Source organism: Delftia sp. S65 (genome assembly GCF_016516495.1).
In the GTDB taxonomy this organism is placed as follows: Bacteria; Pseudomonadota; Gammaproteobacteria; order Burkholderiales; family Burkholderiaceae_C; genus Comamonas; species Comamonas acidovorans.
Map to the genome: position 1 here is coordinate 43,832 of NZ_JACVUR010000007.1, position 13,087 is coordinate 56,918.

13 protein-coding genes are annotated in these 13,087 nt (G+C 66.6%); 8 read left to right on the forward strand and 5 right to left on the reverse strand.

From position 1 onward, the window contains the following. Positions 1-77: 77 nt before the first annotated feature. Positions 78-995 (reverse strand): LysR family transcriptional regulator, encoded by a 918-nt coding sequence (locus IAE24_RS08750; protein ID WP_013803709.1) that lies wholly within the window; start codon positions 993-995, stop codon positions 78-80. Positions 996-1,116: 121 nt separating this feature from the next. Here IAE24_RS08750 and gcl point away from each other — a divergent pair, with 121 nt between their 5' ends. The 3 genes from gcl to glxR all read left to right on the forward strand — a co-directional run bounded on the left by gcl (position 1,117) and on the right by glxR (position 4,913). Continuing rightward, the gene (gene gcl, locus IAE24_RS08755) at positions 1,117-2,907 is read left to right on the forward strand and encodes a glyoxylate carboligase (protein WP_016449782.1); all 1,791 of its coding nucleotides are present in this window, start codon (positions 1,117-1,119) and stop codon (positions 2,905-2,907) included. Positions 2,908-3,147: 240 nt separating this feature from the next. Beyond that, positions 3,148-3,948, forward strand: coding sequence for a hydroxypyruvate isomerase (gene hyi, locus IAE24_RS08760; protein WP_012204041.1), 801 nt, complete (start codon positions 3,148-3,150; stop codon positions 3,946-3,948). A 50-nt stretch (positions 3,949-3,998) separates the two neighbouring features. Continuing rightward, positions 3,999-4,913, forward strand: a complete 915-nt coding sequence (glxR, locus tag IAE24_RS08765) for a 2-hydroxy-3-oxopropionate reductase (protein ID WP_043824000.1) — start codon at positions 3,999-4,001, stop codon at positions 4,911-4,913. Between the two features lie 258 nt (positions 4,914-5,171). Here the strand turns inward: glxR and ggt are convergent, their stop codons facing one another. Beyond that, complete coding sequence (gene ggt, locus IAE24_RS08770) at positions 5,172-6,992, reverse strand: gamma-glutamyltransferase (RefSeq protein ID WP_012204043.1); 1,821 nt, start codon at positions 6,990-6,992, stop codon at positions 5,172-5,174. Between the two features lie 339 nt (positions 6,993-7,331). Between ggt and uraH the strand changes: the two genes are divergently transcribed. Continuing rightward, positions 7,332-7,682, forward strand: a complete 351-nt coding sequence (gene uraH, locus IAE24_RS08775) for a hydroxyisourate hydrolase (RefSeq protein ID WP_012204044.1) — start codon at positions 7,332-7,334, stop codon at positions 7,680-7,682. 110 nt (positions 7,683-7,792) lie between these two features. Here the strand turns inward: uraH and IAE24_RS08780 are convergent, their stop codons facing one another. Beyond that, on the reverse strand, positions 7,793-8,182 hold the full coding sequence (locus IAE24_RS08780) for a DoxX family protein (RefSeq protein ID WP_034391114.1): 390 nt from the start codon (positions 8,180-8,182) through the stop codon (positions 7,793-7,795). Positions 8,183-8,500: 318 nt separating this feature from the next. Here IAE24_RS08780 and IAE24_RS08785 point away from each other — a divergent pair, with 318 nt between their 5' ends. Continuing rightward, positions 8,501-9,085 (forward strand): BPSL1445 family SYLF domain-containing lipoprotein, encoded by a 585-nt coding sequence (locus IAE24_RS08785; RefSeq protein ID WP_012204046.1) that lies wholly within the window; start codon positions 8,501-8,503, stop codon positions 9,083-9,085. 65 nt (positions 9,086-9,150) lie between these two features. Here IAE24_RS08785 and IAE24_RS08790 read toward each other — a convergent pair whose 3' ends face one another. Continuing rightward, positions 9,151-9,480, reverse strand: coding sequence for an Arc family DNA-binding protein (locus tag IAE24_RS08790; RefSeq protein WP_012204047.1), 330 nt, complete (start codon positions 9,478-9,480; stop codon positions 9,151-9,153). 93 nt (positions 9,481-9,573) lie between these two features. Here IAE24_RS08790 and IAE24_RS08795 point away from each other — a divergent pair, with 93 nt between their 5' ends. Further along, positions 9,574-9,963, forward strand: coding sequence for a hypothetical protein (locus IAE24_RS08795; RefSeq protein WP_199960570.1), 390 nt, complete (start codon positions 9,574-9,576; stop codon positions 9,961-9,963). A 13-nt stretch (positions 9,964-9,976) separates the two neighbouring features. Here the strand turns inward: IAE24_RS08795 and IAE24_RS08800 are convergent, their stop codons facing one another. After that, a complete protein-coding gene (locus tag IAE24_RS08800; RefSeq protein WP_065346741.1) occupies positions 9,977-10,465 on the reverse strand; it encodes a hypothetical protein in 489 nt (162 codons plus the stop codon). A 130-nt stretch (positions 10,466-10,595) separates the two neighbouring features. Between IAE24_RS08800 and xdhC the strand changes: the two genes are divergently transcribed. Beyond that, positions 10,596-11,498, forward strand: coding sequence for a xanthine dehydrogenase accessory protein XdhC (gene xdhC, locus IAE24_RS08805; protein ID WP_199960571.1), 903 nt, complete (start codon positions 10,596-10,598; stop codon positions 11,496-11,498). A gap of 186 nt (positions 11,499-11,684) precedes the next feature. Further along, complete coding sequence (locus tag IAE24_RS08810; protein WP_199960572.1) at positions 11,685-13,016, forward strand: urate hydroxylase PuuD; 1,332 nt, start codon at positions 11,685-11,687, stop codon at positions 13,014-13,016. The last annotated feature ends 71 nt before the right edge of the window (positions 13,017-13,087 follow it).

The following is a 13,087-nucleotide window of genomic DNA, read 5'->3' on the forward strand; positions in this document are numbered from 1 at the left end:
CGGAAATCAGACATGCCGTTCGGGCGGCATTCTTCTCAATGTACATACATTGCATTGCCAATGCGCAGCACCTGGCCTCACGCCCCGCGCGGCAGCGTCTCCCACCATTCGGCATCGAACCGCCCCTGCAGGAAGGCGATGAAGGACTGCACCTTCTGCGGCACCAGGCGGGGCGAGGGGTAGACGGCGTGGATTTCCTGCTCGGGCAGGCGGCAGGTCTTGAGGACTTCGACCACGCGGCCGGCTTCCAGGGAGTCGTGGGCCACGTAGCGGGGCAGGGCGGCGATGCCCATGTGCGAGCGTGAGGCCGCCAGCAGGGCCGAGAGATTGTTGGAGCGCAGCCGGCCCGTGACCGCCACCGAGACCGGCTCTCCGCTGGCGTTGCGCAGGCGCCAGATGTCGTTGCCCTGCACGCTGCTGTAGATCAGCGTGGCATGTTCCTTGAGGTCGGAGGGGCGGCGCGGCGTGCCGCGCTTGCGCAGGTAGGTGGGCGAGGCCACCAGCACCCAGGGGTTCACGCCCAGGGTGCGTGCGCCCAGGCTGGAGTCGGCCAGCTTGCCCAGGCGCAGGGCCACGTCGATGCCGTTGGCCACCAGGTCGGTGTAGCGGTCCTCGAAGCTCAGGTCGACCTGCACCTGGGGGTTGTGCGCCATGAATTCCAGCGCCAGCGGTATCAGCACGCGCCGGCCAAAGGCCACCGAGCTGCCAATGCGCAGCTGGCCCTGCACCTGGGTCTGGCGCACCTGGACCACCTTGTCGGCCTCGGCCACGTCGTTGACGATGGCCTTGCATTTCTCGTAGTACAGCGCGCCCGCTTCGGTCAGGCTCACGCCGCGCGTGTTGCGGTTGAGCAGGCGCACTTTCAGGCGCGCTTCCATGGCTGCGATCTGCTTGGTGACCGTGGGCTGGGTGGTGGCGAATTCGTGCGCGACCTTGGTGAAGCTGCTGGTCTCCACCACGCGCACGAACATGTGCATGGCATCGAGTCTGTCCATGGCGTTGTCTCCTTTTTCATTGGTAGTTATTCCTGCACGGAATAAATTTTATGGTCTGTGCAGGCGTTCCGCCAATCGGCCTGTCTGCCTAGAGTTGACTCCAATTTGAAGGAGACCTCCCATGGCAAAAATGAAAGCAATCGAAGCCGCAGTCCGCGTGCTGGAAAAAGAAGGCGTGACCGTCGCATTCGGCGTTCCCGGTGCCGCCATCAACCCGCTGTACGCAGCGCTCAAGGACCATGGCGGCATCGGCCATATCCTGGCGCGCCACGTCGAAGGCGCAAGCCACATGGCCGAGGGCTACACCCGCGCCGTGGCCGGCAACATCGGCGTGTGCATCGGCACCAGCGGCCCGGCCGGCACGGACATGATCACGGGCCTGTACTCGGCCAGCGCGGATTCGATTCCGATTCTCTGCATCACGGGCCAGGCGCCGCGCTCGCGTCTGCACAAGGAAGATTTCCAGGCCGTGGACATTGCCTCCATCGCCAAGACCGTGACCAAGTGGGCCACCACGGTGCTGGAGCCGGCCCAGGTGCCGCGCGCCTTCCAGCAGGCCTTCCACCTGATGCGCTCGGGCCGTCCCGGCCCCGTGCTGATCGACCTGCCCATCGACGTGCAGCTGGCCGAGATCGAGTTCGACATCGACACCTACGAGCCCCTGCCTGTCTACAAGCCGGCTGCCACGCGCAAGCAGGTGGAAAAGGCCATCGCCATGCTCAACGAGTCCGAGCGCCCGCTGCTGGTCTCGGGCGGCGGGGTGATCAATGCCGACGCCTCCGAGCTGCTGGTGGAGTTTGCCGAGCTGCTGGACGTGCCCGTGATTCCCACCCTGATGGGCTGGGGCACCATCCCTGACGACCACCGCCTGATGGCCGGCATGTGCGGCCTGCAGACCAGCCACCGCTACGGCAATGCCACCATGCTGGCCTCCGACTTCGTGCTGGGCATCGGCAACCGCTGGGCCAACCGCCACACGGGCTCGGTCGAGGTCTACACCAAGGGCCGCAAGTTCGTGCACGTGGACATCGAGCCCACGCAGATCGGCCGCGTGTTCGCGCCCGACTACGGCATCGTCTCGGATGCCGGCGCGGCGCTGCAGCTTTTCGTGGAGGTGGCGCGCGAGTGGAAGGCGGCTGGCCGCCTGAAGGACCGCAGCGGCTGGGTGGCCGAATGCCAGGCCCGCAAGAACAATGTGGAGTACCTGCGCAAGACCAATTTCGACAACGTGCCCATGAAGCCGCAGCGCGTCTACCAGTGCATGAACCGCAGCCTGGACAAGGACACCTGCTACGTCTCCACCATCGGCCTGTCGCAGATTGCCGGCGCGCAGTTCCTGCATGTCTACAAGCCGCGCAACTGGATCAACTGCGGCCAGGCCGGCCCGCTGGGCTGGACCGTGCCGGCCGCCCTGGGCGTGCGCGTGGCCGACCCGGCCCGCAAGATCGTGGCGCTGTCGGGCGACTATGACTTCCAGTTCATGATCGAGGAGCTAGCCGTGGGCGCGCAGTTCAAGCTGCCCTACATCCATGTGCTGGTCAACAACAGCTACCTGGGCCTGATCCGCCAGGCGCAGCGCGCCTTCTCCATCGACTACTGCGTGCAACTGGCCTTCGATAACATCAATGTCGACGACAAGGAAGAGTCCAAGGGCTATGGCGTGGACCACGTCAAGGTGGTCGAGGGCCTGGGCTGCAAGGCCATCCGCGTGCACCGTCCCGAGGACTTCGCGCCCGCCATGCAGCAGGCCGAGGCCTGGATGGCCGAGCACCGCACGCCGGTCGTCGTCGAGGTCATCCTGGAGCGCGTGACCAACATCTCCATGGGCGCCGAGATCGACAACGTGATCGAGTTCGAGGACCTGGCCGCAGCGCCTGCCGACGTGCCCAGCGCCCTGGCCCTGCTGGATTGAAGCAAGGCACCCCCTGAGCGGCTGCGCCGCTTCCCCTCTCTTCGGAGGGGGACGACGCCATCGCTGCGGGGCGGCCCTTGCCTGGCATCCCTGGCTGGCGCTGCGCCAATGCCTGCATTGCGCGCGGTGCAGGCACTCGGGGGTTCCGATTTCCATTGCCCCTTGGGCATTTTTACCGGCGGGGCGCCTTGCGTGCCCTGCCGCCACCCACCCACCAAACGACTACCGGAGACTTCTGACATGCCCCGTTTTGCTGCCAACCTCAGCATGCTGTTCACCGAGGTGCCCTTCCTCGACCGCTTCGAGCGCGCGGCGCGCGCCGGCTTCGAGGCCGTGGAATTCCTGTTTCCCTACGCCCACACGGTCGAAGAGATCAAGGAGCGCGTGGACGCCCACGGCCTGCAGATCGTGCTGCACAACCTGCCGGCCGGCGACTGGGATGCGGGCGAGCGCGGCATTGCCTGCCACCCCGACCGTGTGGACGAGTTCCGCGCCGGCGTGGCCAAGGCCGTGACCTATGGCCATGCGCTGGGCGTGCCCCAGCTCAACTGCCTGGCCGGCAAGGCGCCAGCCGGTGCCGATGCCGCGCTGCTGCGCCGCACCTTCGTGGACAACCTGCGCTTTGCCGCATCGGCGCTGAGCGCGGCCAATCTGCGCCTGCTGATCGAGCCCATCAACCCCTTCGACATTCCCGGCTTCTATCTGAACCGCACGGACGAGGCCCTGTCCATCCTCGACGAGGTGGGCGCGCCCAACGCCTTCGTGCAGTACGACATCTACCACGCGCAGCGCACCGAGGGCGAGCTGGCGGCCACGCTGCAAAAGCACCTGGCCCGCATCGGCCACGTGCAGCTGGCCGACAACCCGGGCCGCAACGAGCCGGGCACGGGCGAGATCAACTACCCCTTCCTGTTCGCGCACCTGGACCGCATCGGCTACCAGGGCTGGGTGGGCTGCGAGTACAAGCCCGCGCGCGATACCGAATCGGGCCTGGGCTGGCTGGACGCCCACACCAGCGTGCGCGCGGCAGTCGCCGCCTGAGCGCCGCCAAAGTTTTCTCAGCTTTTCAAAAACGACAAGGAGTACACAGCATGAATGCATCCTCTCTCAAGCTTGGTTTCGTGGGCCTGGGCATCATGGGCGCGCCCATGGCAGGCCACCTTCTCACGGCTGGCCACCAGCTGTTCGTGAACACCCTGGGCAAGATCCCCGCGCAGATCGCCGAGAGCAGCGCCACCCAGTGCACCACGGCGCGCGGCGTGGCCGAGCGGGCCGACATCATTTTCCTGATGCTGCCCGACACGCCCGATGTCGAGAAGGTGCTGTTCGGCGAGGACGGCGTGGCCGCCGGCCTCAAGGGCAGCAGCGGCAAGGTGGTGGTGGACATGAGCTCCATCTCGCCCGTGGCCACCAAGGACTTCGCTCGCCGCATCGAGGCCATCGGCGCCCAGTACCTGGATGCGCCGGTCTCCGGCGGCGAGGTGGGCGCCAAGAACGCCACGCTGTCCATCATGGTCGGCGGCCCGGAGGACGTGTTCGCGCGCGTCAAGCCGCTGTTCGAGCGCATGGGCAAGAACATCACCCTGGTGGGCGGCAACGGCGACGGCCAGACCGCCAAGGTGGCCAACCAGATCATCGTGGCGCTGAACATCGAGGCCGTGGCCGAGGCCCTGCTGTTCGCGTCGCGCGCCGGTGCCGACCCGGCCCGCGTGCGCGAGGCGCTGCTGGGCGGCTTTGCCTCGTCCAAGATCCTGGAAGTGCATGCCGAGCGCATGATCAAGCGCACGTTCGACCCGGGCTTCCGCATCTCGCTGCACCAGAAGGACCTGAACCTGGCCCTGAGCAGCGCGCGCCAGCTCGGCGTGTCCCTGCCCAACACCGCCCAGGCGCAGGAGCTGTTCAACAGCTGCGTGGCCCACGGCGGCGCGAACTGGGATCACTCGGGCATGGTGCGTGCGCTGGAGATCCAGGCCAACTTCGAAGTGGGCCAGAAGGTCCAGGACTGATGGCCGGCCTTTGAGACAACGATTGGTGGGAGGGCGGCCTTGCGCCGCCCTGTTGTGAAAAGCCGCGCTCGGCAACGGGCGCGGCTTTTTCTTGCAATGAAACGCATGCGCTGCATGCTTAAAGACCTGCGCAAGGCGAACACTTTGTAAAGCCGCCACGGCCCAACTCAGGGACACCGAGGAAGGGCCGCCCCGCACCGAGGGTGTCGTCCCCCTCCGCGAAGCGAGAAGGGGGAAGGCGCGCAGCGCCTCAGGGGGTCAATATCCCAGTGTCTGCCCGTCGGGGTTGCGCGGGTCGGAGGCGCCGTAGAGCATGCCGTCGCGCAGCTCGATGGTCTGCGTGCGGCCCATCGACGCCTTCACGGCAACGTTGTGGCCGCGCGACTTGAGCAGGGCCACGGTGTCGGGGCTGATGCCCTTTTCCACGCGCAGCTCATCGGGCGTCCACTGGTGGTGAAAGCGCGGCGTGGCGGCGGCCTCGGCCGGGTTCATGCCGAAGTCGATGGTGTTGACCACGGTCTGCAGCACGGTGGTGATGATGCGTGCGCCGCCGGGGCTGCCGGTGACCAGCACGGGCTTGCCGCCCTTGAGCACCATGGTCGGCGTCATCGACGACAGCGGGCGCTTGCCTGCGGCCACTGCATTGGCATCGCCGCCGACCAGTCCATACGCGTTGGCCACGCCGGGCTTGGCCGAGAAATCGTCCATCTCGTTGTTGAGCAGGATGCCCGTGCCCTTGGCCACGATGCCGCTGCCGAAGTTGGTGTTCAGCGTATAGGTCACGGCCACGGCGTTGCCCGCCTTGTCCACCACCGAGTAGTGCGTGGTCTGGTCGCTCTCGTAGGGCTGGGGCTTGCCGGGCCGGATGTCCTTGCCGGCGCGCGCCTGGTAGGGGTCGATGCCGGCGGCCAGTGCCTCGGCATAGCGCTTGGAGGTCAGGCCCTTGAGCGGCACGGTCACGAAGTCGGGATCACCCAGGTATTCGGCACGGTCGGCATAGGCCAGCTTCATGCTTTCCGCCATGTAGTGGATGCTCTGCGCGCTGTTGACGCCCCACTGGTTCATGGGCCAGCGTTCCATCATGTTGAGGATCTGGATCAGGTGGGCGCCGCCGGAGGACGGAGGCGGCATGGTCACGATCTCGTAGCCGCGGTAGGTGCCGCGCAGCGGCTCGCGCTCGGCGACCTTGTAGCTCTTGAGGTCCTGCAGCGAGAGGGCGCCTGCATGCGGCGCCATCTCGGCCGCGATCTTGCGGGCGATGGAGCCTTCGTAGAACACCTTGGAGCCCTGCTGGCCGATCAGGCGCAGCGACTGCGCCAGGTCCTTTTGCACCAGGCGGTCGCCACGCTTGAGGGGCTCGCCGTTGCGCCAGAAGATGGCCTGGGTGGCGGGCCACTGGCCCATGTTCTTCTTTTCCTGCTCCAGGATCTTGGCCAGGGTCTCGCTGACCGTAAAGCCCTTGTCGGCCAGCTTTGCGGCCGGCGCAATCACCGTGGACAAGGGCAGCGATCCCCATTTCTTCAGCGCATGCTCCATGCCGGCCACGGTGCCGGGCACGCCCACGGCGTAGTGGGTGTAGAGCGATTTGCCGTCGATGACCTTGCCATCCGCACCCACGTACATGTCGCGCGTGGCCTTGGAGGGCGCGACCTCGCGGAAGTCCAGCGCGATGTTCTTGCCGCTCTTGGCGTCATGCACCACCATGAAGCCGCCGCCGCCGATGTTGCCTGCGTTGGGCAGGGCCACGGCCAGCGCAAAGCCCATGGCCACGGCGGCGTCCACCGCATTGCCGCCGGACTTCAGGATCTGCAGGCCGATGCGCGAGGCCAGCTCCTGCTCGCTGGCCACCATGCCGCTCCTGCCAACGACGGGATGGAACACATCCATGTCGAAGTCATAGGCGGCGCTGGCGGCCTGGGCCGCGCTGCTCTGCGTGATGGGCGCCGCTGCCGGGGCAGGCGCTGCGGCCACGGGTGCTGGCGCCGCCGAAGCCGCGGGCGGCTGCGTGCTGCTGCAGGCGGCCAGGCTGGCAATGGCCAGCGCCAGGCTGGTTGCAAGCAAGGGGGAGCGAAGTTGCATCGGTATCTCCTTGGCAGATGAAACAGTGGAACAGTGGAAAAAGAGCGCGAGTCCTGTGCCGCCCTGTGTGCGCCGGCCGGAGGGTCCTGCGGCCAGGACGGCGGCGGACCACAGTGTAGAAGCATGGCGTCGGCAGGCTTCCCGCGCGCCGGCCCGGGCGCCGAAAGTGCGGGTATCTGCCTAGGCGTCGGCCGTGCAACGCCCTTCAAGGGCGTACAAAAACTGTATACACTTTGCGAATGCAGGGCAGGGCCGCGAGTGCTGTCGCGCGCCGCGCTCCGTGCATTGACCAACCAATGACAACCGGGCGGGCCAGCTCCCGCCGCACAGGAGATTTCCATGGGCCTGAGCACCCACGTCCTCGACACCATGAATGGCTGCCCCGCAGCCGGCATGGCTGTCGCGCTGTATTCCACCGATGGCGACCAGGCCACGCTGATCAAGAGCCTGGTGCTCAACCACGACGGCCGCACCGATGCGCCGCTGTTCGACAACAACAGCCTCAGGACCGGCACCTACCGCCTGACCTTCGACGTGGCGGCCTACTTCAAGGCCCGTGGCGTGCAACTGCCCGAGCCCAACTTCCTCAACAAGGTGAGCCTGGACTTCGGCGTGGCCCATGCCGACCAGCACTACCACGTGCCCCTGCTGGTCAGCCCCTGGAGCTATTCCACGTACCGGGGCTCCTGAGCCCTGGACTGCAGGCGCAGGCTGTCGGGGGATGGCCTGGAGTGAAACCTGAAATGACGAACGGCCCGCATTGCGGGCCGTTGCTTTTGGGGCTCCAGCAAGCGTGCGTGCTACTTGCCCTTGGCGTGCCCCATGGCCACGACCAGGGCCGTGATGAAGAAGAAGGCCTGCAGCTCCAGCGCCCAGCCTCCCGAGCTGTGCAGCTGCATCACCTGGCCCGTGTGCACCAGCGCAAAGGCCACGACCATGTTGATCGCAATCACCAGCGCCGCAGGCACCACCCACAGGCCGACCAGCAGCAGCAGCGGCGCCACCACCTCACCCAGATAGACCGCATAGGCCAGCCAGCCCGGTGCGCCCGTGGACTCCACCATGCGCTCGATGCTGCCTATGCCGTAGCGCAGCTTGGCCCAGCCGTGAAAAAGCAACAGGACCGCGAGCGTGACGCGCAGCAGCACCATGGCTGCCTGGGGATGGTGAAAGTGGCTCCAGAACTTCATGAACTCCCTCGGTGTGGATAGGCCCGGTGGGCCGGGTGTTGCTGTGCGTGCATTCTGGCATCAGCGCGCTTTCGGTGTCGGCTGTGGCGGCCCGGCACGGGATTTTCAGACATTTCCTGCGGGCCTGTAGTCCTATGGCGCAACTTGTGACATGTCTCATCACAAGTACCGCAAAGCGGCCTAGCATCATCCCCAGCCTGTCTCAGAAACGGTTTGCGAGCACTGGAAGGGGTGCCCGGGACCGGGAGGCAAGGTGATCAATCCAATGAACCGATGGGGTCTCCCCAAAACGTCCAATCAAGAAAGGCAGGTTTTCCCATGCGTCAGTTTTCTTTGCGTACCGTCGTGATGGCCACTGCACTGGCGGCCGGCAGCATTGCCATGGTCGGCTGCACCACCACCAAGCCGGAAACCCAGTCCGCACCGCGCGCTGATGCCACCACCGTCAATGCGCGCGCCAACGCCGCGCTGGAGCGGCTGTACCAGACGGCGCCAGGCTCCAAGGAAATGGTGGCCCGTTCCAAGGGCGTGCTGATCTTCCCCTCGGTGATCGGCGGCAGCTTCGTCATCGGTGTCGAGCATGGCCGCGGCGTGCTGCGCGTCGGCGGCCAGAACAAGGGCTACTACAGCACGACAGGCGCCTCGGTGGGCTGGCAGGCCGGTGGCCAGTCCAAGGCTGTGATCTATGTGTTCAACACCCAGGAAGCGCTGGACAAGTTCCTGGCCAGCGATGGCTGGTCCGTGGGCGCCGATGCCACGGTGGCCGCAGGCAAGGTGGGCGCCAATGGCAGCGTGGACACCACGACCGCCCAGGGCCCCGTGACCAGCTATGTGCTGACCAATGCGGGCCTGGAAGCCGGCGTGTCGCTGCAGGGCTCGAAGATCACCAAGGTGGTCGAGTGATCCCGGCCCTGAGGGGCCTTTGAACGAAACCGGCCTGCGGGCCGGTTTTTCTTTGTGCGGTCGTCTCAGTCGGCGCCAGCGGCGCCGTCTTCATTGGCGCTGCCCGGCGCAGCGGGCGGGAGCACGGCCTGCTCTATGCGTTCGAGGCGCTTTTCGATGCGCTCCACGGCTTCGGCGCTCATCTTGATGTCGTAGATGCTCACGGGCTCCTCGCATTCCAGCGCAGGGTCCGTCGCGGCCGACAGGCGGCCGAGCAGAGGGGCCTCGAACGTGGTCTGCAGCCGGGCCACGACTTCGGCGTTCATGGAACGGCCGGTGCGCTTGGCTGCCTCCTCGACGAGGTCCTTGAGTTCCTGCGGCAGGCGCAGCTTGTACTGAGGATCGGTCTGTTTCATCGCCGGCAATCATGGACCGGAAAGGTATTGACTGCAAGGGACCTGAAAGGTATTGTTGCTTCGGGACCAGCACGGTCCCGCGCAAGGGGAGCCATGAAGACAGTCAACCCATCGGGCCGCAGTCACCGAAGATACTCACCACAGCACCAGGAGGTGCTGGCGGTCGATGCGCTGTGCCACATGGGCGCGGCCCTGGGCGTGCTGGAGCTGCATGCAGAGCGCGCCGACTCGGCCATGGTGTGTGCCGCGCGTGATTTGCTGCGCGGCTACCACGCCAGCGCTGACTTGGCAGTGGCCAGCCTGCAGGCCGGCCACCGCGCGGCAGGCGTGCTGCCGCAGTTATCGCAGGACCTGGGCTATGCCATCGAGGTCATCGACCGCGTGAACGACGATGCCCCGGACGACCTGGTGCTGTATGCCGTGACCTGCCTGCTCAGAAGCGCCAGGAGCTTTGCCGACGGCCAGCCGCGTGAATCTGCCTGAACCGTGCTGAAGCTCAGAGCTGGCCTTCGGTCAGCGTGTCGAGCTGGAAGCGGCCGGACTTGTCCCAGAGCCAGGTATCGGTATAGGTGATGCGGGCGGCGCCGGCCGGGGCGGGGAAGGGCGCGGCGGCGCGCACCAGGCGCTCGATCTCGCTCACCACTTCGGGGGCATGGCTGGGCGCGCGCATCCAGTGCAGGCGCTGGACCTGGCCGTTGCGGTCGATCTGCACCTGCAGCACGCCGATCGCGTAGAGCATGGGCGGCAGCTGGCCCTTGTAGATGCGCTCGGCATTGCGCGCGTACAGATGGTTGGCCGCCACCTTGCGGTATTGCAGCTGTGCGCTGGAGGTGGCTTCGTCGGGGCGCGGGCCGGGGCCGGGTGGCGACTTGCAGGCCGTGACCAGGGAGGCAATGGCGGCCATCAGTCCCGCCCACAGCCAGGGACGGCCGGAACGTGGCTTTTGCACGGAACTGTGCTGAGAGGAATCGGGGGAATCGGGCATGATTGCGAGCGTATCCTGAAACGCTGCGGCACCGGCAGTCGGAGCGCAAAACTCAAGTGCCGCAGCGGAAAATCCCGCAACAAATTCCAACGAAGCCCGCAGGCGCCACGACGGGCTGTCAGGTGCGCCCATGTGGAGTGACACGTTCAAGAAAGTCGAGCAGGGCCTTGCGCAGGGGCCGCTGTGCTGGGTCGAGGTGATGGAGTCGCGCGGCTCGGTGCCGCGCGAGCGCGGCGCCTGGATGGCCGTGTTTGCCGACCGCGTGGCCGGCACCATTGGCGGCGGGCACCTGGAGTTCGACGCCATCGACCGCGCGCGCAGCCTGCTGCGCGACGCGGCGCTTCAGGCCCGATTGCCCGGACAGCCCGGACAGCCCGGACAGCCTGGGCAGGCCGGTCCCGCCCTCGCCGAGCACCAGCACCGCTATCCGCTGGGACCCAGCCTGGGCCAGTGCTGCGGCGGCGTGGTGATGCTGAGGTTCGTGCTGGTGCCCCAGGGCCGCATGGACATGCTGCGCGAACGGCTGCAGCCGCCACGCGACTGCGTGGCGCTGTTCGGCGCAGGCCACGTCGGCCATGCGCTGGTGCGCCTGCTGTGCAATCTTCCCTACCGCGTGATGTGGGTGGACAGCCGCGATTCGGTCTTCCCCGAGGAGGAGCACGAGCTCGTGCAGTGTGAATACTCCGATCCCGTGCAGTCCGCCGTGGCCGACCTGCCCACTGGCTCCCAGGTGCTGATCATGAGCTTCAGCCATGCCGAGGACCTGGAGGTGGTCGCCCAATGCCTGAGCCGCCAGCGCCAGCACGGCGACCTGCCCTATGTGGGCCTGATCGGCAGCGCCACCAAATGGGCCACCTTCCGGCGCCGGCTGCGCGAGCGCGGCTTCAGCGATGCGGAGCTGGACCATGTGACCTGCCCCATCGGCGTGCCAGGCATCAAGGGCAAGGAGCCTGAGGTGATCGCGGTGGCCGTGGCGGCGCAGCTGCTGCAGCGGCGCAGTGCCGCGCCCGCGCAGAATCAGGGAAATCTCTAGTGAATTGATGTCGCGCAAGCCGGCTGGCTATCGAAAAATTGCATACACTTTGTGTCTACGAAATGGTCGCAGCGGTGCACCGGCGGTATATCTACCGGGTGCGCGGCCTTTTTCTTCTGCTCAGAGCGCCCGCAGTGGTGAGCAGGTTGAACACCGGCGGCCCCCACGCTGCCAAGGTTGAGAGCTATGGAAAGCTACATTCTCGACTGGGCCAACCTGCTGTTGCGGTGGCTCCACGTCATTACGGCCATCGCCTGGGTCGGTTCCTCCTTCTATTTCGTCTTCCTCGACAGCAGCCTGACGCCGCCTGTCGATGACGATCTCAAGAAGCAGGGCGTCAGCGGCGAACTCTGGGCCGTGCACGGCGGTGGGTTCTACCACCCCGTCAAGTTCAATGTCTCCCCACCCAAGCTGCCGGACCACCTGCACTGGTTCTACTGGGAAAGCTACACCACCTGGCTCAGCGGCTTTGCGCTGCTGACGGTGTCGTATCTGTGGAACGCCAAGATCTACCTCGTCAATCCGGCCGATCCCAACGCCATGGGCTCGGCTGCGGCCATTGCCTCGGCCCTGGCCTTCCTGGTCGTGTTCTGGCTGCTGTACGACGGCATCTGCCGCGTCTTCGGCCAGAAGAAGAACGGCGACGCCACGGTGGGCGCCATGGTGCTGGTGCTGGTGTGCATTGCGGCCTTCCTGGCCTGCCACATCTTCCCGGGCCAGGCCGCCTTCCTGCTGATGGGCGCCATGCTGGCGACCTCGATGAGCGCCAACGTGTTCTTCTGGATCATTCCCGGCCAGCGCACGGTGGTGAAGGCCCTGAAGGAAGGCCAGCCCGTGGACCCCATCCACGGCAAGCGCGGCAAGCAGCGCAGCGTGCACAACACGTACTTCACGCTGCCGGTGCTGTTCGCCATGCTGTCCAACCACTACGGCTGGCTGTACAGCCATGAGCTGAACTGGCTGGTGCTGATCCTGATGATGTTCGCGGGCGCTGCCATCCGCCAGTTCTTCGTGATGCGCCACGGCTTCAAGCTGGGCCGCAATGCCCATCCCTGGCCCTACGCTCTGGTCGGCGTGCTGGTGCTGATCGGCACGGCCGTCTGGCTCAAGCCTGCACCGGCGCCTGCCGCCGCCCCTGTGTCTGCGCCTGCCGCAGCCCCCGCAGCGGCTCCGGCCGCCGTGCAGGCGCCTGCTGGTGCCGAGCCCGCTGCGACGGCGGCGCCCGGTGCCGAAGCTGCTACACCCGTTGCGACCGCTGCTCCCGCCGCCGACGGCGCCGTGGGCTACGCCCAGATGGCGCCCTTCTTCCAGCAGCATTGCGTGGTCTGCCACGGTGCCGCCCTGCAGCAAAAGAATGTGCGTCTGGACTCGCCCGAGCAGGTCAAGGCCCACGCCCAGCAGATCTACCAGCAGGTGGTGCAACTGCGCAAGATGCCCTTTGGCAATCCGGGTGCCCTGAACGATGACGAGCGCAGCATGGTCAAGCGCTGGTACGAGTCTGGTGCATCGGTGAATTGATCGCTGGGCCGCGCCCAGACGCTGTCGGCGTTTGCTGTCAGCGTTCGGCGGCCAGCCACCAGCCCGCAGCC